The organism is Halococcus sp. IIIV-5B (assembly GCF_003602035.1).
GTDB lineage: Archaea > Halobacteriota > Halobacteria > Halobacteriales > Halococcaceae > Halococcus > Halococcus salsus.
The window spans coordinates 1-22,897 of the sequence record NZ_QZWE01000024.1 but is presented as its reverse complement, the minus strand read 5'-3'; the positions used below and the strand labels follow the sequence as shown (position 1 = coordinate 22,897).

At 67.6% G+C, this 22,897-nt stretch carries 25 protein-coding genes; 15 read left to right on the top strand and 10 right to left on the bottom strand.

Annotated elements, in window-relative coordinates; all coding sequences use genetic code 11:
* Positions 1–12 precede the first annotated feature (12 nt).
* Both D3261_RS14670 and gatD read right to left on the bottom strand, forming a co-directional pair.
* A complete protein-coding gene (locus tag D3261_RS14670) occupies positions 13–921 on the bottom strand; it encodes a GNAT family N-acetyltransferase (protein ID WP_120073613.1) in 909 nt (302 codons plus the stop codon).
* Positions 918–2,180, bottom strand: coding sequence for a Glu-tRNA(Gln) amidotransferase subunit GatD (gatD, locus tag D3261_RS14665; RefSeq protein WP_120073611.1), 1,263 nt, complete (start codon positions 2,178–2,180; stop codon positions 918–920). Before gatD ends, D3261_RS14670 begins: the two co-directional genes overlap by 4 nt.
* Positions 2,181–2,277: 97 nt before the next feature.
* Between gatD and D3261_RS20400 the strand changes: the two genes are divergently transcribed.
* Positions 2,278–2,415 carry a hypothetical protein gene (locus D3261_RS20400; RefSeq protein WP_007692799.1) on the top strand — a complete coding sequence of 46 codons (138 nt, stop codon included), beginning with the start codon at positions 2,278–2,280 and terminating at the stop codon, positions 2,413–2,415.
* On the opposite strand, the gene D3261_RS14660 is transcribed toward D3261_RS20400, so the two are convergent.
* Positions 2,391–3,725 (bottom strand): NADH:flavin oxidoreductase, encoded by a 1,335-nt coding sequence (locus D3261_RS14660; protein WP_120073609.1) that lies wholly within the window; start codon positions 3,723–3,725, stop codon positions 2,391–2,393. The two genes, D3261_RS20400 and D3261_RS14660, sit on opposite strands and share 25 nt — an antisense overlap.
* A gap of 242 nt (positions 3,726–3,967) precedes the next feature.
* On the opposite strand from D3261_RS14660, the gene D3261_RS14655 reads away from it, so the two are divergent.
* Together D3261_RS14655 and D3261_RS14650 are read left to right on the top strand one after the other, a co-directional pair.
* Positions 3,968–5,035, top strand: a complete 1,068-nt coding sequence (locus D3261_RS14655; RefSeq protein ID WP_120073607.1) for a zinc-dependent alcohol dehydrogenase family protein — start codon at positions 3,968–3,970, stop codon at positions 5,033–5,035.
* A 91-nt stretch (positions 5,036–5,126) separates the two neighbouring features.
* Positions 5,127–5,699, top strand: a complete 573-nt coding sequence (locus D3261_RS14650; RefSeq protein ID WP_120073605.1) for a hypothetical protein — start codon at positions 5,127–5,129, stop codon at positions 5,697–5,699.
* Between the two features lie 33 nt (positions 5,700–5,732).
* Here the strand turns inward: D3261_RS14650 and D3261_RS14645 are convergent, their stop codons facing one another.
* Together D3261_RS14645 and D3261_RS14640 are read right to left on the bottom strand one after the other, a co-directional pair.
* Positions 5,733–6,419, bottom strand: coding sequence for a metalloregulator ArsR/SmtB family transcription factor (locus tag D3261_RS14645; protein WP_120073603.1), 687 nt, complete (start codon positions 6,417–6,419; stop codon positions 5,733–5,735).
* Positions 6,420–6,494: 75 nt separating this feature from the next.
* Positions 6,495–7,115 carry a transposase gene (locus D3261_RS14640; RefSeq protein WP_233554006.1) on the bottom strand — a complete coding sequence of 207 codons (621 nt, stop codon included), beginning with the start codon at positions 7,113–7,115 and terminating at the stop codon, positions 6,495–6,497.
* 119 nt (positions 7,116–7,234) lie between these two features.
* On the opposite strand from D3261_RS14640, the gene D3261_RS14635 reads away from it, so the two are divergent.
* The 5 genes from D3261_RS14635 to D3261_RS20395 all read left to right on the top strand — a co-directional run bounded on the left by D3261_RS14635 (position 7,235) and on the right by D3261_RS20395 (position 11,327).
* The gene (locus D3261_RS14635; RefSeq protein WP_120073599.1) at positions 7,235–7,585 is read left to right on the top strand and encodes a DUF5802 family protein; all 351 of its coding nucleotides are present in this window, start codon (positions 7,235–7,237) and stop codon (positions 7,583–7,585) included.
* 50 nt (positions 7,586–7,635) lie between these two features.
* Positions 7,636–9,558 carry a threonine--tRNA ligase gene (gene thrS / locus D3261_RS14630; protein WP_120073597.1) on the top strand — a complete coding sequence of 641 codons (1,923 nt, stop codon included), beginning with the start codon at positions 7,636–7,638 and terminating at the stop codon, positions 9,556–9,558.
* A 78-nt stretch (positions 9,559–9,636) separates the two neighbouring features.
* Positions 9,637–9,915, top strand: a complete 279-nt coding sequence (locus tag D3261_RS14625) for a hypothetical protein (protein ID WP_120073596.1) — start codon at positions 9,637–9,639, stop codon at positions 9,913–9,915.
* 68 nt (positions 9,916–9,983) lie between these two features.
* On the top strand, positions 9,984–11,078 hold the full coding sequence (locus D3261_RS14620; protein WP_120073594.1) for an aminopeptidase: 1,095 nt from the start codon (positions 9,984–9,986) through the stop codon (positions 11,076–11,078).
* A gap of 84 nt (positions 11,079–11,162) precedes the next feature.
* Positions 11,163–11,327, top strand: coding sequence for a hypothetical protein (locus tag D3261_RS20395; RefSeq protein ID WP_199694022.1), 165 nt, complete (start codon positions 11,163–11,165; stop codon positions 11,325–11,327).
* Here the strand turns inward: D3261_RS20395 and D3261_RS14615 are convergent, their stop codons facing one another.
* On the bottom strand, positions 11,328–12,314 hold the full coding sequence (locus D3261_RS14615) for a M57 family metalloprotease (RefSeq protein ID WP_120073592.1): 987 nt from the start codon (positions 12,312–12,314) through the stop codon (positions 11,328–11,330).
* 173 nt (positions 12,315–12,487) lie between these two features.
* Here D3261_RS14615 and D3261_RS14610 point away from each other — a divergent pair, with 173 nt between their 5' ends.
* The 3 genes from D3261_RS14610 to D3261_RS14600 all read left to right on the top strand — a co-directional run bounded on the left by D3261_RS14610 (position 12,488) and on the right by D3261_RS14600 (position 14,657).
* Entirely contained in the window at positions 12,488–13,159 is a 672-nt protein-coding gene (locus tag D3261_RS14610; RefSeq protein WP_120073590.1) for a DUF4166 domain-containing protein, read from the top strand.
* Complete coding sequence (locus D3261_RS14605; RefSeq protein ID WP_120073589.1) at positions 13,156–14,139, top strand: YndJ family protein; 984 nt, start codon at positions 13,156–13,158, stop codon at positions 14,137–14,139. Before D3261_RS14610 ends, D3261_RS14605 begins: the two co-directional genes overlap by 4 nt.
* A gap of 62 nt (positions 14,140–14,201) precedes the next feature.
* Positions 14,202–14,657 carry a ferritin-like domain-containing protein gene (locus D3261_RS14600; RefSeq protein ID WP_120073587.1) on the top strand — a complete coding sequence of 152 codons (456 nt, stop codon included), beginning with the start codon at positions 14,202–14,204 and terminating at the stop codon, positions 14,655–14,657.
* A 64-nt stretch (positions 14,658–14,721) separates the two neighbouring features.
* On the opposite strand, the gene sod is transcribed toward D3261_RS14600, so the two are convergent.
* Together sod and D3261_RS14590 are read right to left on the bottom strand one after the other, a co-directional pair.
* Entirely contained in the window at positions 14,722–15,333 is a 612-nt protein-coding gene (gene sod / locus D3261_RS14595; RefSeq protein ID WP_120073585.1) for a superoxide dismutase, read from the bottom strand.
* Between the two features lie 354 nt (positions 15,334–15,687).
* Complete coding sequence (locus tag D3261_RS14590) at positions 15,688–17,094, bottom strand: deoxyribodipyrimidine photo-lyase (protein ID WP_120073583.1); 1,407 nt, start codon at positions 17,092–17,094, stop codon at positions 15,688–15,690.
* Between the two features lie 282 nt (positions 17,095–17,376).
* Here D3261_RS14590 and D3261_RS14585 point away from each other — a divergent pair, with 282 nt between their 5' ends.
* Complete coding sequence (locus D3261_RS14585) at positions 17,377–18,951, top strand: long-chain fatty acid--CoA ligase (protein WP_120073581.1); 1,575 nt, start codon at positions 17,377–17,379, stop codon at positions 18,949–18,951.
* On the top strand, positions 18,948–19,568 hold the full coding sequence (locus tag D3261_RS14580; RefSeq protein ID WP_120073579.1) for an enoyl-CoA hydratase/isomerase family protein: 621 nt from the start codon (positions 18,948–18,950) through the stop codon (positions 19,566–19,568). Before D3261_RS14585 ends, D3261_RS14580 begins: the two co-directional genes overlap by 4 nt.
* A gap of 324 nt (positions 19,569–19,892) precedes the next feature.
* Here D3261_RS14580 and D3261_RS14575 read toward each other — a convergent pair whose 3' ends face one another.
* Entirely contained in the window at positions 19,893–20,213 is a 321-nt protein-coding gene (locus tag D3261_RS14575) for a transcription factor S (RefSeq protein ID WP_120073577.1), read from the bottom strand.
* 50 nt (positions 20,214–20,263) lie between these two features.
* The gene (locus D3261_RS14570) at positions 20,264–21,031 is read right to left on the bottom strand and encodes an enoyl-CoA hydratase/isomerase family protein (RefSeq protein WP_120073663.1); all 768 of its coding nucleotides are present in this window, start codon (positions 21,029–21,031) and stop codon (positions 20,264–20,266) included.
* Positions 21,032–21,225: 194 nt separating this feature from the next.
* Here D3261_RS14570 and D3261_RS14565 point away from each other — a divergent pair, with 194 nt between their 5' ends.
* Both D3261_RS14565 and D3261_RS14560 read left to right on the top strand, forming a co-directional pair.
* Complete coding sequence (locus D3261_RS14565) at positions 21,226–22,197, top strand: ABC transporter ATP-binding protein (protein ID WP_233554005.1); 972 nt, start codon at positions 21,226–21,228, stop codon at positions 22,195–22,197.
* The coding region (locus D3261_RS14560; RefSeq protein WP_147464982.1) for an ABC transporter permease at positions 22,194–22,897 on the top strand (704 nt) is incomplete at its 3' end. The genes D3261_RS14565 and D3261_RS14560, both read left to right, overlap by 4 nt.

Sequence of the window (22,897 nt, the reverse complement as noted above, 5' to 3'; positions counted from 1 at the left end):
ACGATATTCGATTCAGGTGAGGTCGGCTTCGAGCACGAAGTCCGGCTCCTCGCTCACGCCGATGCGGAGCGCGGCGACGTCCGAGACCGCCGTGACGGTCTCGGGGATCAGCACCCGGGTCCGGTCCGCGCCGAGGTCGGCGGCGTCGGCTCCGATGGCACCGAAGAGCGCCCGCGCGGCGTCGAGGTCGGCCCACGCGCCGACGCCGTACTCCGCGACGCGTTCGGCCTCGTCGCCGTCACCGTACTCGAAGTCGCGTGTCCGATACGCCATCGCCCGGGTTCCCTCGTCGGGCCGCTTGACCGCGAAGGCCCGCGTCTCCTCGGTGGCGCGGTGGAGCGTCTCGCGGGTGAGTTCCGAGACGGCCCAGGATTCGTCCATCGCGAGGGTGAGGTCCGCGAGGTCGCGCCGTGCCGTCGAGCGCTGCCAGAAGCTCCAGGCCGCGTCGGGGTCCGAGACGACCTCGTGGTCGTCGGGGTCCGCCGTCTCGGGTGTCGGGTGTGCCCACCGGAACTCGGTTCGGGGGTCGTAGCCCGCGGCGCGCGAGATACCGAGCCCCGCGACGTTCCACGAGAAGACCATGTTCCGACAGACGGTCGCGCCCTGCTCGCGCGCCCACGCGAACAGCGCGTCGTTGAGTCGAACACCGATGCCCTCGCCGCGGTAGGCGGGGTTGACGCGCATCCCCTGGGCCCACGCTTCGTGCTCCGAGAGGAACACGACCTGGCAGAGGCCGGCGATGTCGTCGCCCGCGTCGGCGACCAGGGTTCGCTTTCGGTCGGGGTCGCCCGCGATCCAGTCGTGATAGACGTCGGGGAGGTAGTCGCTCGTCTCGCGGTCGGCCCAGGTCTCGCTGGTGAAGGCCACGACGTCGTCGTAGTCGTCCGGTTCCGCCTCGCGGAGGTGGATCCCGGCGCTCACGGCCGTCCCTCGGGGGCGTTTTCGAGCGGGACCGAGCGCTCGGAACACTCGCCGGCCACCGGGGTTCGCATCGTCTCCTCGGGGTCGTCGGCGTTCGCGAGCGCCCACATCAGTTTGACTTTCGTGGTCCCCGGCAGGGTGTCCTCGGTCTCGACGACCCCCGCATCGAGCAGGTCGCGCCCGGTGTCGTAGACCCGGTCACAGACTCGGCCCCCGAGACACTGGCTCGTCATCGCGACGGTCGTTCCGTCCTCGATCAGTTCCCGGATTCGTGGGATCCAGTCGGTGTGGACGTGACCGAGCCCCGTTCCCTCGACGACGAGGCCGGCACTCCCCGAGACCGCGTCGAGCACCGCCTCGCTCGTGCCGGGCGTGAACTTCACCAACTCGACGTCGGTCTCGAGGTCGGGCGCGATGGCGAGGTCCACGCCGTCGCGCTCGCGGTACTCCCGTCGGAAACCCACCTCCTCGGCGTCGTAATCGACCCACCCGAGCGGACGCGCACCCACCGTCTCGAAGGCGTCGCGACGCGAGGTGTGGTTCTTCCTGACCCGGGTTCCGCGGTGGAGCGCACACCGGTCGTCCGAGTCCGTCGCGTGCATACAGACCATGACTTCCGCGCAATCGGATTTGGCTGCCTCGACGGCACAGACCGCGTTCATCACGTTGTCGGAGGAGGGCCGGTCGGCCGAGCGCTGGCTGCCGGTGAAAACGATGGGAACGGGGGTGTCGAGCATGAACGCCAGCGCCGAGGCCGAGAACTGCATCGTGTCGGTGCCGTGCATCACCACGACGCCGTCCGCACCCGCCTCGATCTCCTCGTGGACCGCGTGTGCGAGGTCCTGCCAGATTCCCGGGGTCATGTTCTCGGAGAGGATGTTCGCCACCACTCTCCCTCGGTAGTTCGCCCGCCCCGCGAGCTCCGGCACCGCCCGGAGCACGTCCTCGGCGTCGAACTGGGCGGTCACCGCGCCGGTTCGGTAGTCGACGGTGGAGGCGATGGTGCCGCCGGTCGAGATCAGCGCCACGGTCGGAAGGTCCTCGTCGAACTCCACTTCCGAGGCGTCGTCCTCGTCGGCGCTCGCGATGTCGTAGACGTCGGCCTCGACGACCTCGGTCTCGCTTCCCGCCCGTTCGATGCCGACGTTGTAGCCGCCGTCGAGCTTGAGGACGACGTGCTCGTCGGTCGAGGAGGGCAGGAGGACGCCCTCGTGGGTTCGGCCCTCGCGCGTGAGTCGGACGCGGTCGCCCGGGTTCATATCCCACCTATCGAGCCGTCGGACTTCAACCCATCCGTTCGAGACGCGTTCGTCGGGGTTCAAAGGTGATTTGAGCACCCCCATCCGATAGGTGGGAATGACCGAATACTACGTCACCGTCGGCGACGACGTGGTCGAGGGGCCGTTCGAGACCCGAAAGGAGGCGAAGCGACGCAAGGACGAACTCAGCACCAACGAGGTCGGGGTCCGCTACCGAGTTTCGGCGCGGTCGTAGGCCCCCGCTTTCTCGAACTCGCCACGCTTTCGGAGCACCGACGGGGTCCGACAGACCCCCGGTGCGCCGGTCGCCTGCGGGATGGTACAGTTGTTACAGCTCTCACAGACGGCGCGCGGGTCGTTCGGGAGATCGGTGTCCCCCTCACCGGTGTCGAGCAATCGCGCGGGGAGCCGCGGTTCGGCGTAGAACGGCCGGCCGACCCCGACCATGTCGCAGTCGTCGCCGAGCAGGTCGTCCATCGTCGAGCGCCGACGGAGGCCGCCCTCGCACAAGACGGGGATCGAGACGGCGTCGCGCACGCGCCGGCAGAAGTCGGCGTTCCAACCGGCTTCGCGGTCGTACTCGTGGGCCTGGAGACGGTTCGCGAGCGCGACCGCCCGCGCCCGCCACTCGCTTCCGAACGCTGCCGCATAGCCCTCGCGGAAGGCTGAACCCTCCCAGCCGCGGTCGGGGTACTCGCCGCGGACGATGCTCATGTCCCAAAACGTGGAGGCCCGAACCGGGACGAGGCCGTCGAATCCGATGGCTTCGAGTCGGCGCGCGATCTCGACCCCGTCGGCCGTCGAGAGCCGCGGCCGGACGAACGGCGGGGCGGCGGCTTCCGAGGGGAACTTCGTCAGCACGGGAACGTCGCCGACCCGGTCCCGGATCTCCTCGTGAACGAGTTCGAGGAAGTGCTGTCGACTCTCGAACGACCCGCCGAACGCGTCGGTACGGCGGTTGTAGTAGGGCGAAAGGAACTGCTGGATGATACCCATGTTCGCCCCGGCGAGATGGACCCCGTCGTAGCCCGCGTCGATGGCGTGGGCGGCCGAGCGGCCGAAATCGGCGGCGAGATCGTGAACCCCCTCCGTCGTGAGGACCTCGTAGTCGAGGTCGAGAAACCCGGCGCGCGCGGCGAGTCGTAGGAGACGTGGCGGTTCGGAGACCGCGAGCTGTCGAACCTCGGGATGAGCCTCGCCGTAGGCGTGATGCCAGGCTTCGAGCGAACGAAGGCCGCCGTGGTCGATCTGGGCGAATATCCGCGCGCCGTGGTCGTGGATCGCGTCCGTAAGCCGTTCGAGGTCGGGTCGCGGGGCGGCGAGACTCGTCATGTTCGGCGCGACGTGGCCGGTTTCGCGGTGAACGGGCATCGCACCCTGGAACAGCAAGCCCGCACCGGCGGCCGCCGCGGGTTCGAGCTGGCCGATGAGCCGGTCGACCGTCTCGGGACCGTCGCCGGCACATTCGAGCAGCGGCGCGCGGTACAGTCGGTTTTTCACCCGACGACCCCCGATCTCGATCGCCGTTTCGAGTCGGGGTGACATGCAGTGGCGTTCGCCCGTAAGTCGTTTAGCGGTTTGGTTCGTGCTTCTTGCCCACTCGAACGAGTCGCGGATGTACTCGGAGTCATGGATCGGCCCTTCGAACCGCGAATCGGTGGGATGGGCGATAGTTCGTATCTCCTGTACTGCCCCCGAAAGCCCTGACTGGCTGAAAATTACCTATCCTAAATATAATAAATAATAAGTTAAACTGATTGCAACAGCCGTCGTTGTTTGTGAATGCCATGCAGGCAGTCGTACTGGAGGAGTTTCAGGAGCCGTTGACCGTCCAGGACGTGGATCGTCCCGAACCGGAACCCGACGGAGCCGTGGCCGAGGTCGTCGGCTGCGGCGTGTGCCGTTCGGACTGGCACTGCTGGCAGGGCGACTGGGACTGGTTCGGCTACCGTCCCGACCCGCCGCACGTCCTCGGTCACGAACCGACCGGCCGCATCGTCGCCGTCGGCGAGGACGTCGAGACCGTCGAGGAGGGCCAGGCGGTCGCCATCCCGTTCAACTTCGCATGTGGCATCTGCGACCGATGTCGGAACGGGCGCGAGAACATCTGTGACAACCACGTCGGCCTCGGGTTCATGAACGAGGCCCCAGGCGCGTTCGCCGAGGAGGTCCACATCCCACACGCCGACATCAATGCCGTGGCGCTCCCGGACACCATCGACGCCGAGACCGCTGCGGGGTGTGGCTGCCGGTTCATGACCTCGTTCCACGCGATGGCCCACCGGGGGCCCGTCCACGCCGGCGACGACGTCGTGATCCACGGCTGTGGCGGCATCGGCCTCTCGGCCGTCCACATCGCGAACGCGCTCGGCGGCAACGTGATCGCGGTGGACCTCATGGACGAGAAACTCGAGAAGGCCGAGGAGCTCGGAGCGGTCGCCACCGTCAACGCCAGCGAGGTCGACGACGCCGCGGGCGAGGTCCGGGCCATCACCGACGGCGGCGCGGACGTCTCGGCCGACGCGCTCGGGATCGAGACGACGTGTCGGAACGCGGTCAACAGCCTCCGAAAGGGTGGTACACACGTCCAGATCGGGCTGACCACGTCCGACGAGGCGGGAATGATCCCGCTGCCGACCGACGACTTCGTCGCGAAGGAGATCGACTTCCACGGCTCGCTCGGGCTCCAGCCGTCGCGCTACAGCGAGATGCTCGACATGATCGAATCCAGCAAGCTCGACCCCGCGGCGCTGGTCGAGAAGACCGTCGACATCCACGGCGTCCCCGACGAACTCGCGGCGATGACCGACTTCAACACGCTGGGGATACCGGTCTGCACCGACTTCAGCAGCTAACCGACCGCGCGGCTCGTACTCGCTGGGTGAAACGAGACCCGTACCCGGCGCACGGGGAAAAACCCATGCCGTTCGGGCCCCGAGTCGGAGTATGGCTGACGGTGGCGGCGAGGGTACGAAGACCAAGACTCGCGACGTCGACGACCTCCTCGCCGAGGTCGACGACATCACCGGGGAGGACGACGAGTCCCGGCGTCGCGGGTCGAGCGACCGCGCCGGAGCGACGACCACCGAGACGACGACCGCTGGACCGACCACGACGGAAGCCGACGCGACCCGTTCGGGGAGCGGATCGACGCTCCGCCGGCGGATGGACGGCGTGTTCTCGCTCAAGGCCTTCGTCGTCGCGCTCGTGCTCACGGCGGTCGGGAGCGGGCTCGGCGGGTTCATCCCGCTCATCGGGGGCCCGCTCGCCTTCCTCGGGCTCTTCCTCGCGACGTTCGTTCTCGGGGTGATCGGCAGCCGTCGATACTACGCCGAGGCCGGCCTCGCGGCGGGGCTGGTTGCGGGCGGGAGCGCGCTCCAGAACCACATCTACCTCGCGTTCGTCGACGGCAGCGGGCCGGTCTTCATCGCCGGGTTCGCGGTCATCGGGCTGGTCTGTGGGGTGCTCGGCCACTACTTCGGTCGGGACCTCCGCGACGGACTCACGCGCGACCTGTAGGCGTGTCCGACCGTCACCGTTCGACTGGCTCGGTTACTCGACCGTCCAGCGGCCGTTCTCGCGGCTCGCGAGCCCGTGGGTCATCAGCAGGTCGAGCGCGTCCTCGACCACCGGGAGGGGCACCCCGAGCCGTTCGGCGAGTTTATCGGCGGTGCGCGCGCCCGCCTCGATCCCGGCGAGTACCTCGGCACAGAAGCGCGCGTCGCCGTGGTCCGCGGTGCCGGGGCGGTCGTCGACGGCGAGTCCGGCCTCGACCTCCTCGGTGAGCGCGTCGTGGAGCGTGGCGAGCCGACCCTGGACCCACCGCTGGGCGAGCGAGAGCTCGTCCTCCAGCTCCTCGAAACGGTGGAGGTCGGCGGCGAGGTCGGCGAGGTCGCTGGTGTCGTCCGTCGCGACGTCGATCGAGACGTACCGACACGACGCGATGTCGAGGCTCGAACTCGCCGGATAGGCGCTCTTCGCCCCGAACCCGTAAGGTGAGACCGTGACTTCGAGCCGGAGGTTTCGGGAGATCCGGAAGTACTTCCGACGGCCGTCGTCGACCCGACTCTCGACCAGCCCGGCCTCGTCGAGCTTTCGGAGGTGGCCGATCACCGCCTTCGGACTCACCCCGAGCGCGTCGCTGATCTCGGTGACGTAGCAGGGCCGTTGGGCGAGGAGTCTGAGGATGCGCCGACGGTTTTCGTTCCCCAGGAGATCGAGCAGCGCCGCGGAATCCATTCACCTCTCGTTAGTGCTCAGAGCGTAAAACCTCGCCGGTACCACGGGACGTACCCCGAGACCGGCCGTCGGTCCCTACGGACCGCTGTAGGTCGTTCCCGACCGGCGGGTGACCCCCGCGAACCGGACGTCGTCGGCGGTCGCGGCCGAACCGTTCGGGGCGGTGGCGTTCGCGCTGGTGGTGTCGGTGGCGGCGCTGGCGTTCGAACCGGGGGCCGGTATCGTCAGGTTCTCGATCCGGCCGTCGAGGTCGTCGAACGTCGTCGCGTTCACGCCCTCGCTCGCCGCGGTGGTCTTGGCCTCGCTCACCGCGTTCCGGAGCGCCTCGCGTTCGGCGACCAGCCGAACCCGGTGGCTCCGGAGGGCGAGCGACGTCGCGTTCTCGGGCGGAAACCGCTCGGCCCGGGTTTCGAGTCGGTCGAGCCGTTCGTCGAGGGTCGCGGCGCGGTGCTGGACGAGCGTCTGCTTCCGGGAGATGTTGTTGGCCGTCTCGAACGCCGCGAGCCACATCCCGGCGTCGACGGAGCCGTTGGTCGCGACGACGCCGCGCTGCATGAACGTCGAGACGTCGTCGAACGTCCCCCCGTCGACGTCGCGCTGGGTGGTGGTCCCGGTCGGCTGCGCCTGTGAGGTCATGCCCACGACCCCACCCGCCAGTACGAGGAGGGCGACGACGACCGCGGCGTTCGTGTTCACTGCCACCCGGTTGACGAGGCCGGGATAAAAACTCGCTGGCCGTTCGTGCCGGCTCCCCGCCCGCTCGGTCGGCGGGCCCGAAACGTTTAGTACCGGTGTGTGGCATGTATCACCATACCATGTTTGAACGGTTCTCGCGCGCCTACTACGTCGGCCGGCTCTCCATCGAACCGACCCCGGACGAGGGGTCGGGTGCGTTCATCCAGCGCACCACCCACGAACGCCTCAACCGCGAACTCTACACGACCGAGGAGGGGGTCGAACGGACCGACCTCCCGCTGGTGATGAAACTCGAGACCAGCCACTTCGCGGTCCACGGCGACGACGGGGTGCCGCGCGACACCCTCTGGCTCCCCGAGTCGGTGATCGCGGGGTCGCGAGTCGAAGCCCCGCCGACGCTTCGGGAGGTCTTCCTCGCGAAGGCCGACCGTGCGGCACAGCTCCTCCGGGTCGCGGGGCGCGCGGTCTGACCGACGACCGTCTCAACAGGCTTATGCCGCGCGTGGGACCTATTCGGCCCATGAGCGATGTCGTCGTGACGCTGCCGGACGGTTCCGAACTGGACGTCGAGCGGGGCTCGACGGTCGAGGACGTGGCCTACGAGATCGGACCTGGGCTCGGCCGGGACACCGTGGCGGGCGTCGTCGATGGAGATCTAGTCGACAAGACCCAGCCACTCCTGTCGGACGTCGAGATCGAGATCGTGACCGACCAGTCCGAAGAGTACCTCGACGTGCTCAGGCACTCCGCGGCCCACGTCTTCGCCCAAGCCCTGACTCGACTCTACCCCGAGGCGAAACTCACCATCGGCCCGTGGACCGACGAGGGGTTCTACTACGACATCGCGAACGTCGACCTCGACGAAGAGGACTTGGAGGCGATCGAGGACGAGGCCGAGTCGATCATCGAGGCGGACCTCGCGATCGAACGAACCGAGTGGTCGCGCGAGGAGGCCTTCGACGCCTACGACGACAACCAGTTCAAACGCGAGATCCTCGATACGGAGGTCGCGGGCGAGGACCCCGTGAGCGTCTACGAACAGGGCGACTTCTTCGATCTGTGTCGCGGCCCGCACGTCGACTCGACGGGCGAGATCGGTGGGTTCGCGCTGCTCGAGATCTCGGCGGCCTACTGGCGTGGCGACGAGGACAACGAGACGCTGACCAGGGTCTACGGTACGGCCTTCGAGTCCGAGGGCGAACTCGACGACTACCTCGAACGGCGTGCGGAGGCCGCCGAACGCGACCACCGGAAGATCGGTCGGGAGATGGATCTCTTCTCGATCTCCGAGACCGCGGGACCCGGTCTGCCGCTCTACCACCCGAACGGGAAGCGGGTCCTGGATTCGCTCTCCGAGTACGCGCGCTCGCTCAACCTCGATGCGGGCTACGAGCCGGTCGAGACCCCGCACCTCTTCCGGACCGAACTCTGGAAGCAGTCGGGCCACTACGACAACTACGTCGACGACATGTTCCTCCTCGACGTCGACGACGAGGAGTACGGTCTGAAGCCGATGAACTGTCCCGGTCACGCGATGATCTTCGAGGATCAATCGTGGAGCTACCGCGACCTCCCGGTTCGGTACTTCGAGGACGGCACCGTCTACCGGAAGGAGCAACGCGGCGAGCTCTCGGGGCTCTCGCGGACCTGGTCGTTCACCATCGACGACGGCCACCTGTTCGTTCGTCCGGACCAGATCGCCGCCGAGATAGAGACGATCATGGAGACCATCTTCGAGGTGATGGAGGTCGTGGACCTCGACGCCGAACTCGCGCTGGCGACGCGCCCGGAGAAGTCCGTCGGCAGTGACGAGCTCTGGAACCAGGCCGAATCGCAGCTCAGGGACGTCCTCGACGAGGGGGGCTACGACTACGAGGTCGAGGAGGGCGACGGTGCGTTCTACGGCCCGAAGATCGACTTCTCCTTCGGCGACGCGCTCGGGCGGGTCTGGGACGGCCCCACCGTCCAGCTGGACTTCAACATGCCCGAGCGGCTCGACCTGCAGTACACCGGCGAGGACAACGAGACCCACCGACCGGTGATGATTCACCGCGCGCTCTACGGCAGCTACGGGCGCTTCTTCATGGTGCTCATCGAGCACTTCAACGGCAACTTCCCGCTCTGGCTCGCGCCCGAGCAGGTCCGGATCCTCCCTGTGAGCGACGACAACATCGACTACGCCGAGTCGGTCGCCGACGAACTCGATGGCTTCCGAACCTCGGTCGAGACCCGGTCGTGGACGGTCGGCCGGAAGATCCGGGCGGGCCACGACGACCGGCTCCCCTACATGCTCATCGTCGGGGGCACCGAGGAGGAGGCCGGGACGGTCTCGGTCCGCGACCGCGAGGAGCGCGAGCAGGACGGCGTCTCTGTCGAGGAGTTCCGCCAACACCTCGAAGCCGAACGCGACGAGAAGCGGACGACCCCCGACTTCCTCGACTGAGGGCGATCGAAACGGTCCGGTCCCGGAATCGGTTGCTCCCGCCCGAGGAGCGATGAGGGAGCGACGACGAGCGTTGGCATGGACGAGTGCGTGATCTGCGAGCGCGAGGTCGAGACCACGAGACATCACCTGATCCCGAAGAACCGGAAGGAGAGTCCTATCGTTCCCGTCTGTGGACCCTGTCACCGCCAGATCCACGCGGTGTTCACCAACCACGAGCTCAAACACCGCTTCAACACCGTCACCGCACTCAAGGAGTCCACGGAGATGGAGAAGTTCGCGGCGTGGATTCGGAAGACGAACAAGCGACACGTCGCGGTCGACGAGACGAAGCGCGTCAGCGACTGGCGCGGGTAGCGGGGCGAGGGAAAGGGGATCGTAGTCCGATAGTCGGAGTTTTTGCTTACGGCGGGCGACGACCCTGTATGGACGACCGGATCGAAGAGCATGCGAGGGTGTTGGTCGACTGGAGCGCGCGGATAGAGGCGGGCGACGACGTCGTCGTGAGCGTTGCTGAGGGTGCACACGACCTCGCGGTCGCGGTGGCCCGCGCCCTCGGCGAGCGCGGTGCGAACCTCGTGACCGTCTACGGCTCCGCGGAGATGAGTCGGGCCTATCTCGACGGCCACGACGGGACGTTCGACGCGGACCCCGACCACGAACTCGCGCTCTACGAGAACGCCGACGCCGTGCTCTCGCTCGGCGGCGGACGGAACACCAGCGCGATGGCCGACGTGCCCGGCGAGCGGCTCGAAGCCGCCTCGAAGGCCACCACCGGGATCCGCGAGGCGCGACTGGACACCGACTGGGTCTCGACCGTGCACCCCACCCGATCGCTCGCCCAGCAGGCCGGCATGAGCTACGAAGGGTACCAGGAGTTCGTCTACGACGCCGTGCTCCGGGAATGGGAGTCGCTCGCCGAGGAGATGGCCGGGATGAAGGAGCGCCTCGACGAGGGGGACGAAGTCCGGATCGTCTCCGACGGGACCGACCTCACGCTCTCGATCGAGAACCGAACCGCAGTGAACTCCACGGCGTCGGTCGTCGACGATTCGCACAACCTCCCGAGCGGCGAGGTGTTCACCGCGCCCCACGCTACCGAGGGCGAGGTCACCTTCGACGTCCCGATGACCCTCCGGGGAAAACAGGTGCGCGACGTCCGGCTCCGGTTCGAGGACGGTGCGGTCGTCGACTTCGACGCGGGCCAGAACGCCGGGGTGATCGGCGAGATACTCGACACCGACGAGGGATCCCGACGGCTCGGCGAGCTCGGGATCGGGATGAACCGCGGTATCGACCGACCGACCGACAGCATCCTGTTCGACGAGAAGATGGCCGGCACGGTGCATCTCGCGCTCGGGCGGGCCTACGACGCCTGTCTCCCCGAGGGCGAGGCAGGCAACGAGAGCGCGGTCCACATCGACCTGATCACCGACATGAGCGAGGGCTCACGCCTCGAGATCGACGGAAGCGTGGTCCAGCGCGACGGTGTCTTCGAGTGGGAGGACGGATTCGAGTGAGCGAGCGAAGCGACCGGTTCGCGTCGCGGACGCGACAAAGTATTTAACGTTTCTGGCCGATCGTCGGATCGGAGCGAACGCCGGATGTGCTATCTCGAACGTCTCAGGGGTCGGATCGGGGCGGCGAACGACGCTGACGAGACGGAGTACGTCTGTCGGAACTGTGAAACGGGCTTCGACGAGCGCTGGCAGGTCTGTCCGGAGTGTGGTGGCTACTCGGTACGGCGGCGCGAGTGGGACTCGGTGTAGCTATCGCCACCACTCGCCCGCCCGGTGGTCGTGGGTAGTCGTGACCGCGAGCGCCGGCGGGTAGGCGGACTCGTTCTCGACACCGAAGCCGAGCCCCAGCCACCGGGCGACGTGCCACCCGACGACGTCGGTCTCGAGGTCGGTGAGGGTGATGTCAACCCGCTCGTAGCGTTCGAGCGCGCCGTCACCGTCGGAGTCCGTCCCGAAGACCGAGCCGCACGACTCCTGTCGGGAGACACACGCCGCGTCCGACGCGAAGCGTATCACGACGTCGGCTTCGCTGAGGTTTCGGGTCGAACGGAAGGAGACATTCTCGGGGACCGTCCCGTCCGCGCCGCGGTCGTAGTACGCGAGCGCGTGGCGGATCTGCTCGCGGGTCGCCGGCGTCGTGTTCACGAGGTAGACCACGAGCGTGGGGTCGTCCCACGCCAGCGCCCGGTCGGTCGCGTTCGGTTGGGGGAGCGCCCGGAGGGTCGTGCGGGATGCCATCACGGACTGTGGGTCGTCGTCGTGGCCGAGCCCGAAGGCGTGGCCGAGTTCGTGTTCGACGACGTGGACGGTCGAATCGTCGGAGAGGTTGTCGAGCGAACTGATCTCGACCGTGTCGGCGGTCTGGGTCGGGTTGGTTATCAGCGGTGCACAGCCGGCGGCGTGGCTGACGTCGCCACACGTCGAGAGCGCGGGGGCGAACGAGACCCGGATGTCGGGGTCGGTCGCGTTCGGAACGACCGTGGCGTTCACCGTGTAGTTGAGGTAGCGTTCGTCGTTGGCCTCCCAGTACTCGAGCGCTTCGCGGACGAGCGGCGCGAAGTCGCGGTCGGTGGCGTTGGCCTCGACCGCCACGGTGAGGTTCTCGCTCGGGTAGGGGTTGTCGGGGTCGCCGGCGAAGCCCGCGATCGGTCTCGGCAACGAGTCCCCGGAGAACCCCACACACCCGGTCGAAGCGATGAGACAGACTACGACCACGACACGCGCCGCCCTACTCATTGTTCGAAGGGTGGACCGTCGGCGGTATCACCCTTGCGCCGTCGGCCTCGACGACCGCGACCGGACCGCACGAACGTTTTTGTCCAGCACGAACCGATCCCGAATATGAGAGGTTTCTCCGGTGACCGGGGCTGGTTTCGCGAGCGGACGAACAGGCCAACGGAGCGACGACGATGACCGGGGTGTACGAACACGCGCTCGGCGCGGCGGCCGACGACCTCCATCCGAAGGTTCGGGAGCGGTACGCGGTCGACGCCGACGACGATACGATCGGGCTCGGGCGCGGTCGGATGGACATCACGCGCGGGACCCACGTGCTCCCCGCGCTCTACCCGATGACGGCGCTCAACCTCCTCTTCCCCGAGGCGGGCCACGACGTTCCGTTCACGGTTCGAACCGCGGGCTTTCGGGAAGGGGGACACGAGGCGCTCGCGACGATCCGCGAGTTCGAGTTCGAGGGTAAGCGCCGACGGTTCGACTCCCTCACCGTCTGGGACAGCGAGCGGGAGCGGTTGTTCGACTTCCTCGGTACCGGCGGGCATCTCGTGAGCGAACTCCAGCCGCGCGTGGAGGCGGGCGTGCTCGTCGTCGAGTCGGGTGCCCAGTGGCTCCGGATGGGTGGCCGGTACCGCCGAATTCCCGACCCGCTCGCCGCGAGCGTCGAGGTCCGCGACCGCTACGACGAGACCGGCGAACGTTATCACGTCGACGCGACCATCGAGAACCCGCTCGCAGGCCACATCCTGAGCTATCGCGGGACGTTCACCCAGGAGAGCGAACCCACTTCGACGGTCCCCGACGACCTGCGGCCGACCAGCGGGCTCGACCGCCTGCCGCCGGGATGACCGACGTCGGGACCGAGCGGTCGTCGGTGGGGTGGCTGCCGAGCGAGTTCGGACGCACCGACGTGAACGCGGTCGTCGGCGGGGCGGCGTGGGTGCTGGCGGTGGCGGTCGCGGACCTCGACGCGATCCAGCGGGCGGTCTCGCTCGCGGTGCTCGTGGTCGTCCCGCTCGGGATGGGGATGGCGGCCACGCCGGCCTTCGAGGGGGCCGCGCATCGGTGGTACACCGCCGCCGTGCTCGGCCAGCCGGTCGCCGGACTACTGGTGCTCGCGTCGTTTCTCCTGCCCTCGGGTGGACTTGGGCCGGCGCTCGCCGCGGTGCCGTGGGTCGCGGTGACGGGGGCGCTCGGGGTCACCGCGATCACACGGATCCGAGAGCGCGGGCTGTGGCCGCTCTCGGAAACTCTGATCGACGCGGGGTTCGCCTACGCCATCGTCGGCGCGGTCGCGCTCGTGCTCCACCACCTCGGGATCACGTTCTGGTTCGACCCGGTGATCGTCTTCCTGACGGCGATCCACTTCCACTTCGCGGGGTTCGTGCTTCCGGTGTTGACCGGGCTCGCGGGCCGGGCGCTCGGCGACCGCGTGGGGTTGGGGCCGGGGTTTCGGAGCCTGGCGGCGGTCGTCCTCCTCGGTCCGGCGTTCATCGCGGTCGGGATCTCCTTTTCGCCCGTCGTCGAAGTCCTCGCCGTCGGCGGCTTCACCGTCGCCGTGGGAGCCCTCGGGGGGTACATCGTCCTCCGGATTGCGCCCGGTCGGCCGCCGGTGCAGCGGGTGCTGGTCTCGGTCTCCGCGCTCGCGCTCCCGGTCTCGATGCTGCTTGCGCTCGGCTACGGGGTCTCGACGTTCGCCGGGTTCGGTCTACGGATCCCGATCGGGACGATGGTCTCGCTCCACGGCTCGCTCAACGCCTACTGGTTCGCGCTGGTCGGGGCGGTCGGGTGGCGACTCGCGGTGCCATGCGCCGCTCGGGTGGAGTGAGGGACCGGGAGAACTGCGTCGACCCACATCGCTAAGACGATGGGTGGAGTAGCGCCCCGCGTATGACGAGCGACGACGTGATCGACCTGCTTCGGACGGCGTACAACGACGAGATCGAGACGGTGATGAACTACCTCACGAACGCGACGGTGCTCGACGGCGTCGCCGCCGAGGAGGTCAAGGCCAGCCTCCGGACCGACGCGACCGAGGAGGAGCTCCTCCACGCCGAGCGCATCGGCGAGCGCCTGAAGGAGCTCGACGCCCAGCCGCCGGCCTCCTTCGAGTTCGAACCCCACCAGGAGAACCTCCAGCCGCCCGAGGACACCGCGGACGTGCTGTCGGTTATCGACGGTGTGATCGAGTACGAGGAGGCGGCGATCGACACCTATCGCTCGCTGATCGCGGCCGCGCGCGAGGCCGACGACCCTGTGACCGAGGACCTCGCAGTGACGCTGCTCTCGGACGAGGAGTCCCACCGGACGGAGTTCCGGAGCTTCCGGAAGGGCTACAAGGAGTAACGACTCGGCGAAACGGCCGCGGCGCTATCGGGTCGAGCGCGCGAAAAATGCGTGGGTTCGGGGATTACTCGTGGTTCGAGACGGTCTTCGCGTAGTTGTCGGCGGCGGCGTCCCAGTCGACGACCTCGAAGAAGGCGTCGATGAAGCTGCCGCGGTCGGGACCGTAGTCGTAGTAGTACGAGTGTTCCCAGACGTCGAGCGCGAGTACCGGATGGGAGCCCCAGAGTGCACCGTCGTCGTGCTTGTCGACGGCCACGTTGCGGAGCTGCTCGGCCACCGGGTCGTAGACCAGCAGCGCCCAGCCCGAGGCCGCGGACGCGGCGGCCTCGAACTCGCCCTTCCAGCCCTCGTAGGAACCGAAGTCCTCCGCGATGCGGTCGGCGAGGTCACCGTCGGGTTCGCCGCCGCCGTTCGGGCTCATGTTCTCCCAGAACATCGTGTGGAGATAGTGCCCCGAGCCGTTGTGGGTCACGTTGTTGAGCGCACCACCCGTCGAGGAGTGGTCGCCGGACTCGCGGTTCTCTGCGAGGGTCTCCTCGGCGCTCTCGAGGCCGTTCACGTAGCCCTGATGGTGGGTGTCGTGATGCCATTCGAGCACCTGTTCGGAGATGTGGGGTTCGAGCGCGTCGTAGTCGTAGGGGAGCGGTGGCAGCTCCGGATGAGAGTGTTCAGGCATTGTATTTCCTCCACGTCATACAACGCCGCGATGACTGTTAAAGCTTGATACAGCATTGATAGCGTTCCACACGGAAACGAATCGTCGATCCTGACCACCCGCCGTGGCGCGCGCTCGCGGTCGGCACGAGCGACGCGAGTGCCGTCCGCGGACATTGTGCGAGGGATGAACGAAACGAGCGAAGCGAGTGAAGTGAATCGGTTGGGGAGGCTCGTGGCTGTCGCGGGGCGGTTCGGGGCGGTGCTGTGCGGTCACTCAGTTGCGTCGGGATTTGTGAACTCGCATCCCCGTGAAGTTCGGGATCATGGAGTGAAGCTACCCGTTCGTGGTATTCGGGATGTCGTCCCGAACAGTTCACTCGTCGTCGCCGCGTGCGCGTTCGAACATCGCGATAGCTTCCTCGCGGCGCTCGCTGTGGTCACAGATCGGATCCGGATAATCGGGAGCCACGTCCGCGCGCTCGTCCGCCCCGAGCTCGTGCCACGAGTGGATGTCGTCGGGGTCCACATCGTCGAGTTCCGGGACATGTTTTTTGATGTACTCGGCGTCGGGGTCGTAGCGCTCGCCCTGGGTCATCGGGTTGAACACCCGGAAGTAGGGCTGGGCATCGGTCCCGGTGGAGGCTGCCCACTGCCAGCCGCCGTTGTCGTTGGCGGTGTCGTGGTCGACGAGCAGCTCCCGGAAGTGGTCGTAGCCCGCCCGCCAGTCGAGCAGGAGGTCCTTCGTGAGGAAGGCGGCGACGATCATCCGCACGCGGTTGTGCATGTACGCTTCCTGACGGAGCTGGCGCATGCCGGCGTCCACGATGGGATAACCCGTCTCGCCCGCCTTCCACGCGTCGAGGTCGTCGTCGCTCTCGCGCCACTCGATCGGGTTCTCGTAGGAGCTGTAGTTCTCCGTGACGACCTCGGGGTTGTACCGGAGCACCTGGGTGTAGAACTCCCGCCACGCGAGCTCCTCGCGGTAGGTCTCGATCGACTCGCGGGCGTCGTCGCCGTCGGCCTGCTCGGCGGCCTCGGCGACCCGTTCGGAGACCTCCCGGATCCCGATGGTGCCGTACTTCAGGTCCTGAGAGAGCCGCGAGGTGCCCGCGCGGGCGGGATACTCACGCTCTGTTTCGTACTCCCCGATCGCCGCCTCGCAGAACGAATCCAGTCGATCCCGCGCCGCCTCGGTCCCGGCTTCCGGGAGGCTCGTGCCGGGTTCGTCGAATCCCAAGTCGTCCAGAGTTGGGAGGTCGTCGCTATCGCCGTCGACGGCCCGGAGGGCGTCCCCATCCGGCGCGGGATACGACGACTCCTTCTCGCGGTCGAGCCACTTCTTCCCGAAGTAGGAGAACACTGCATACGGATCGCCGTCGTTGGTCGTGATGGCCCCGGGTTCGTGGTGGACTGCGTCGTGGAACGCCTCGTGGTCGATGGCGGCGTCGTCGAGCGCGTTCGCGACCCGTTCGTCACGTTCGCGCGCGAGGCCCGTGTAGTCGTGGTTCCAGAACACCGCCTCGGCCCCGTACTCGTCGGCGAGTCGCGGGAGCTCCTCGGCCGGGTCGCCGTGCGCGACGACCAGATCCCCGCCGCGGTCGCGATAGTCCTCGCGGAGCGCGCCGAGCGAGTCGAGGAGGAACGCGACCCGAGCCGGACCCGCGTGATCGAGGACGGTCGGGTCGAAGACGAACACCGGGAGGACCTCGCTCTCGGCGGCCGCCGCGAGCGCACGGTTGTCCGCCGCCCGGAGGTCACGGCGGTGCCAGTGGAGTCGCATGAGCGGGGTACGGCGTCGGGTTTCCTAAGTCATCGGGTCGTGGCACCCCCGACCTCGACCGAAGCGCCTCGTACGCGACGAACCCAGCCCGAGGCTCGTGCCGGTCGCCCTCAAGAACAGTAGGCGGGTTTCGAAGGTATCCGCGAGGTCTCCTTCGGCGGCTGACCCGGACGCGAAACCCCGGCCGATTACGATCGGTAATCAGAGATCGGAAAGCACCGACCACTGTTTCGCGTGAGGGGAACGTTTTAACCGACGGCACGCGTTCCTTCATGGGAATCCATGACGAATCTCGTGACCAACGTCGAGTCCGCGGCGACGGCGCACCCGGACGCGACCGCGATCCACTACGACGGGCGGGACCTGAGCTATCGGGAGTTTTGGGCGCAGGTCGGCCAGTTCGCGGCGGGGCTCGCCGAGGTCGGGATCGAACCCGGCGACCGCGTCGGGGTCTACCTCCCGAACCTCCCGCAGTTCGTGGTGAGCTTCCACGGCGCGCTCCGCGCGGGGGCGGTCGTGGTCCCCATGAACCCGCAGTACAAATCCCGCGAGATCGGCCACCTGCTCGACGACAGCGGTGCGAAGCTCGTCGTCACGCTCGCGGACCTCGTCCCGGTGGTCGGGGAAGTCCGCGACGAGACCGAGGTCGAGACGGTCGTGAGCCTCGGGGAGGCGGACGGTGCGACATCGTTCGAGGAATTCCTCGTCGACGAGTCACCCGCGGTCGTCGACCGTGCGGACGACGACGTGGCGTGTCAGCCCTACACCTCGGGGACCACGGGCCAGCCGAAAGGCGTGCTGTTGACCCACGACAACCTCGCGTCGAACGCACGAATGGCGGTCGACCTCCTGCCGGGGGGCACCAAACCCGACGACCGCTCGCTCGGCGTGCTCCCGCTCTTTCACATCTACGGCATGACGGTGACGATGAACACCTCGCTGTTCTCGGGGGCGGCCTACTACCCGTTGCCGTCGTGGGACGCCCAGCAGGCGCTCTCGCTCATCGAGTCCGAGGAGATCACCATCATGCAGGGCGTGCCGGCGATGTACAACGACGTCGTGAACCAGCCGAACCTCGACGAGTTCGACTGCTCGTCGCTCCGGTTCGTCAACGCGGGCGGGAGCAGCCTCCCGATGGAGGTGCTCCGGCGGTTCGAGGACCTGTTCGACATCGAACTCTACGAGGGCTACGGCCTCACCGAGACCTCGCCGGTAACCCACTTCAACAGCCCCGACGCGCGGCGGCCGGGGTCGATCGGACAGACCCTACCGGGCGTGGAGGCGAAGATCGTCGACCGGGAGTTCGAGCCGGTCCGCAAGGTCGACCGCGGCCCGGTCGACGAGGGCGAGACCGACCTCGACGAGATAACTGGCGAGCTCGTCGTCAGCGGCCCGAACGTGATGAAGGGCTACCACGACCGGCCCGAGGCGAACGAGGCGGTCTTCACGGAAGAGGACGGAAAGCGGTGGTTCCACACCGGCGACGTGGGCTACTGGGACGAGGACGATTTCTTCTACATCGTGGATAGGGAGAAACACATGATCGTCACCGGCGGGTACAACGTCTACCCCCGCGAGATCGAGGAGCTGCTGTTCGAACACCCCGACGTGGCCGACGCCGCCGTCGTGGGGATCCCGGACGAGCGCCGGGGCGAGACGGTGAAGGCGTTCGTTGTGCCGCGACCCGATTCGGACGTGACCGAAGACGAGGTACGGGAGTACTGCCTCGACAGCCTCGCGGCGTACAAACACCCCCGGGAGGTGGAGTTCGTCGAGGAGTTGCCGCGGACGACGACCGGGAAGGTCCAGAAGTTCGAACTGCGTGAGCGCGAGCAGGGGACGGGGGCGGCACAGTGAGCGACGATGACGCGGTCCTGCTCGACGTCGAGGACGGTGTGGCGACGCTGACGGTGAACCGACCGGACGTACGCAACGCGCTCACGCACGAGGTGTCCCAGGGGATCCTCGACGCGCTCGACGAGGTGGAGGGGAGCGACGCGCGGTGTCTCGTGGTCACGGGCGCGGGCGCGAACCTCGCGGTGGCCTGCGACGTCCAGCTCGCGAGCGAGGAGTCGAAGATCAGTTTCGGGTTCAGGCAAGTGGGACTGGCGGTGGACACGGGAACCTCGTACTTCCTGCCGCGGATCGTAGGTGAGAACACCGCGAAGGAGCTGGTCTTCACGGGCGAGCTCGTCGAGGCCGACCGCGCGGAATCGCTGGGGTTGTTCAACCACGTCTATCCCGAGAGCGAGTTCGACGAACAGGCCGACGAGTTCGTCGAGGAGATCGCGACCGGACCGACGGTCGCCCTCAAGACCTCGAAGCGGCTGGTCGGGCAGGGGTTCGAAAGCTCGCTGGATCAGGCGATGGAGAACGAGGCGGCCGCGCAGGCCGCGGTGTTCGAGACCCACGACCACCGCGAGGGCGCGGAGTCGTTCATGGGTCGCGAGGAACCGGATTTCGAGGGCCGGTAGGCCGCCGCGGTGCGGTGCGGCCGGCGGCCGCGGTGGTGCGGTTGCGGGGTGGTGTGGTGTGGTTTCCTGGTGTCTCGGCGAGCGCCGAAGGCGCGAGCCGAGGCTCAGGAGAGCACCGCTCTCCTGGTGGATGAAGGGCGAACGAGCGAAGCGAGTGAGGGCTTCGGCGGTGCTGTGCGGAGAGGTTAGTGATCGTACCGCGAGCGAACGGAGTGAGCGAGCGGGCCGACGACTGACCAGCGGGAAGGAGGAGGCTTTTGATCCACATTTTGCCAGCGAAGGAGCGAGCGCTAGCGAGCGACTGAGCGCAGCAAAAGGTGGGGACTAGTGATCGTCCTCGCGCCAGCGGTGCTCGCACTCGGTACAGACGAAGAATCGGGTCTCGGACTCGTCGGCCGAGCGGATCTGTTGCATGTACCAGTAGGCCTCGTCGTTGCCACACTCGTCGCAGTGGACCTCGGTGGTCGGCAATCCCCGGTCGTCGACGTCGCTGACGTCGATGACCTCGGTTTCCTCTTGACCTTGCGTCGTCGTCATCGCGGCCTCCGTTTCGGCGTTTCGGAGCTTGGTGAACCCGCAGCTCCCACAGACCCACTCGTCGCCCTCGGTCTTCATCATCGAACCGCACTCGTCGCAGAATTCCATGCCCGCGGTATGAAGCTGGTCGGATTTAAGCCCCGGGTTCGTGTCCGAGGTCACTCGAAATCGGGTTCGCGGTCCTCGACGAAGGCGGTCATGCCTTCGTGCTGGTCGGCGGTCCCGAAGAGGCCGCTCCAGAGGCGGCGCTCATAGGTCAGCCCGTCCGACTGGTCGGACTCGTGGACCTGGTTCAACGACTCCTTCGCGGCCTGGAGGGCGTACTTGGGTTTGGCGGCGAGCTCCGCGGCCATCTCCGCCACGTGGCTATCGAGTTCGTCGTGAGCGACGAGCTCGCCGACGAGGCCGAACTGGTGGGCGTCCTGGGCGTCGAGGCGCTCACCGAAGAAGACCAGCCGACGGGCGAGTTCGTCGCCGACCAGTCGCGAGAGTCGCTGTGTGCCGCCCCAGCCGGGGACGATCCCGAGGTCGATCTCGGTCTGGCCGAGCATCGCACGCTCGCTCGCCACCCGGAGGTCGGCGGCGAGCGCGAGTTCGCAGCCCCCGCCGAAGGCGTAGCCGTTGATCGCCGCGATGACGGGCGCGGGGAAGGTCTCGATGGCGTCGGTGACGCGGTGGCCGAGCTCCGCGTAGGCCTGGGCCTCCGACACCGAGAGATCCGCCATGTAGCCGATGTCCGCCCCCGCGACGAACGCCTTCTCGCCCGCGCCGGTGAGCACCAGTGCGCGGGCGTCGCGGGCCTCCGAGAGCGCTTCCTCCAGCGCCTCGAGGGTTTCGACGTTCATCGCGTTCAGCCGGTCCGGCCGGTCGACGGTGATGGTCGCCACGTCGCCGTCCCATTCGAGATCGATAGTCTCCCAGGACATACGCCGGAGAACGGCGGGCGACGGCATAACAGCTCGGTCCAACCGACAGCCCGTACGGATTTCGACCATCGGTCATGGCGGGGTCGGAACATCGATCCGGGCAGCAAACAGACGAGAGAGGCGTTGTTGGTCGAAAATCGGTGTGGGTATATCCACCGATGTCGATGGATGTCGACCTTTGAAGTGGATCGGCTGTGACGGGCCGCACAGAACGCTCGATGTCGGAATCCTCGGCCTACGATGAGTCGAACGCGGTGATCTCAGTCGAGGGACTCACCAAACGCTACGGCGATGTGCTCGCGGTCGACGACGTGAGCTTCGCGGTCCAGGAGGGCGAGATCTTCGGCGTCGTCGGGCCGAACGGGTCGGGGAAGACCACGACCGTCGAATCGGTGATGGGGCTCGGCCCGTTCGAGGGTGAGGTGCGCGTCCTGGGACTCGACCCCCGTCGGGAGCGCACCGCGCTCGCCCAACGGATCGGGATGCAGCTCCAGGCCGCCGAACTCCCCGCCCGGCTCACGGTACTCGAACTCCTCGACCTGTTTTCGACGTTCTACGACGAGCCGGTGGCCTACGAACCCCTGCTCGAAACGTGGGGGATCGACGATGAGCGCCACAGCCGGTTCGAGGCGCTCTCGGGCGGGCAGAAACAGCGCCTGTTCATCGCGCTCGCGCTCCTCAACGACCCCGAAGTGGTCTTCCTCGACGAACTCACCACCGGCCTCGACCCCGAGGCCCGTGAGGCGGCGTGGGCACTGGTCGAACGCATCCGTGAGGCGGGGACGACCGTCGTGCTGGTCACGCACTACATGGCCGAAGCCGAAACCCTCTGTGATCGGGTGGCGATCCTCGACGACGGCGACCTCGTCGCGCTCGACACCCCACGAAACCTGCTCGCGGAGCTCGATACGGGTCGTGGCGTGGTGTTCGACGACCATCCCGACCTCGATCTCGATGGGGTTCGTGGCCTCGCCGCGGTCGAACGGGTCGAGCGCGACGATGGCGTGATCCGGGCGTTCGGGGCTGCCGACGACCTCGTCTCGTCGGTGGTGCTCGAGCTCGAAGGGCAAGCGACACCGTTGCGAAACCTCCGAACGCTCCAACCGGACCTCGCCGACGTGTTCATGGAGCGCACGGGCCGGGTAGAGGAGGCGCGCGGGAGATGAACCCCCGGAGCTATCGAAAGCTCGTCGAGGCCCACGCCAAACGCCTCGCGCGCGAACCGACGACGCTGTTCTTCACGCTCGCCTTTCCTTTGTTGTTTCTCCTGCTCATCGGAACCGTCTTCGACGCCGGAGCGGGCGGTGCAGCAGGTGGAGCGGGGGGCGGTGCAGCCGACGCCTACTCCTACGGGATCGACCAACTCGTGCCCGCGCTCGTGGGAGTCGTGCTCGGTTCGATCGCACTCACTACGATCCCCGTCTCGACCGCCAGCGACCGCGAACAAGGTGTGCTGCGGCGGTTCAAAGCCAGCCCGATGCCCGCGTGGCGGTGGGTCGCCACCGAGGTCACGACCTACTTCGTGGTCGCGTTGCTCGGGGTGCTCCTGTTGGTGATCGGCGGGCTGGTGGTCTACGACGTTCGGTTTTCGGGTAGTTGGGCGGCCGTGTTCACGGGCTTCTCTCTGAGCGCATTCTCGTTCATCGCCTTCGGCTATCTGGTTGCCAGCCTCTCACCCACGCCACGGGTCGCCAGCGTGGTCGGCCAGGTACTCTACATGCCGATGCTGTTCGTCTCGGGTGCGGTGATGCCGCTCTCGGCACTCCCCGACTGGCTCCATGCCGTCGCCGAGGTGCTCCCGATGACCCACGTCGTGCGGGTGATGCAGGCGCTCAGCGGGAAGGAGGAGGCTTTTGATCCACCGGC

Bases quoted from the DNA above. Each gene is read 5' to 3' on its own strand.
- gatD (WP_120073611.1), bottom strand. From the start codon at position 2,180: ATGAACCCGGGCGACCGCGTCCGACTCACGCGCGAGGGCCGAACCCAC.
- D3261_RS20400 (WP_007692799.1), top strand. From the start codon at position 2,278: ATGACCGAATACTACGTCACCGTCGGCGACGACGTGGTCGAGGGGCCG.
- D3261_RS14660 (WP_120073609.1), bottom strand. From the start codon at position 3,725: ATGTCACCCCGACTCGAAACGGCGATCGAGATCGGGGGTCGTCGGGTG.
- D3261_RS14655 (WP_120073607.1), top strand. From the start codon at position 3,968: ATGCAGGCAGTCGTACTGGAGGAGTTTCAGGAGCCGTTGACCGTCCAG.
- D3261_RS14650 (WP_120073605.1), top strand. From the start codon at position 5,127: ATGGCTGACGGTGGCGGCGAGGGTACGAAGACCAAGACTCGCGACGTC.
- D3261_RS14645 (WP_120073603.1), bottom strand. From the start codon at position 6,419: ATGGATTCCGCGGCGCTGCTCGATCTCCTGGGGAACGAAAACCGTCGG.
- D3261_RS14635 (WP_120073599.1), top strand. From the start codon at position 7,235: ATGTTTGAACGGTTCTCGCGCGCCTACTACGTCGGCCGGCTCTCCATC.
- thrS (WP_120073597.1), top strand. From the start codon at position 7,636: ATGAGCGATGTCGTCGTGACGCTGCCGGACGGTTCCGAACTGGACGTC.
- D3261_RS14625 (WP_120073596.1), top strand. From the start codon at position 9,637: ATGGACGAGTGCGTGATCTGCGAGCGCGAGGTCGAGACCACGAGACAT.
- D3261_RS14620 (WP_120073594.1), top strand. From the start codon at position 9,984: ATGGACGACCGGATCGAAGAGCATGCGAGGGTGTTGGTCGACTGGAGC.
- D3261_RS20395 (WP_199694022.1), top strand. From the start codon at position 11,163: ATGTGCTATCTCGAACGTCTCAGGGGTCGGATCGGGGCGGCGAACGAC.
- D3261_RS14615 (WP_120073592.1), bottom strand. From the start codon at position 12,314: ATGAGTAGGGCGGCGCGTGTCGTGGTCGTAGTCTGTCTCATCGCTTCG.
- D3261_RS14610 (WP_120073590.1), top strand. From the start codon at position 12,488: ATGACCGGGGTGTACGAACACGCGCTCGGCGCGGCGGCCGACGACCTC.
- D3261_RS14605 (WP_120073589.1), top strand. From the start codon at position 13,156: ATGACCGACGTCGGGACCGAGCGGTCGTCGGTGGGGTGGCTGCCGAGC.
- D3261_RS14600 (WP_120073587.1), top strand. From the start codon at position 14,202: ATGACGAGCGACGACGTGATCGACCTGCTTCGGACGGCGTACAACGAC.
- sod (WP_120073585.1), bottom strand. From the start codon at position 15,333: ATGCCTGAACACTCTCATCCGGAGCTGCCACCGCTCCCCTACGACTAC.
- D3261_RS14590 (WP_120073583.1), bottom strand. From the start codon at position 17,094: ATGCGACTCCACTGGCACCGCCGTGACCTCCGGGCGGCGGACAACCGT.
- D3261_RS14585 (WP_120073581.1), top strand. From the start codon at position 17,377: ATGACGAATCTCGTGACCAACGTCGAGTCCGCGGCGACGGCGCACCCG.
- D3261_RS14575 (WP_120073577.1), bottom strand. From the start codon at position 20,213: ATGGAATTCTGCGACGAGTGCGGTTCGATGATGAAGACCGAGGGCGAC.
- D3261_RS14570 (WP_120073663.1), bottom strand. From the start codon at position 21,031: ATGTCCTGGGAGACTATCGATCTCGAATGGGACGGCGACGTGGCGACC.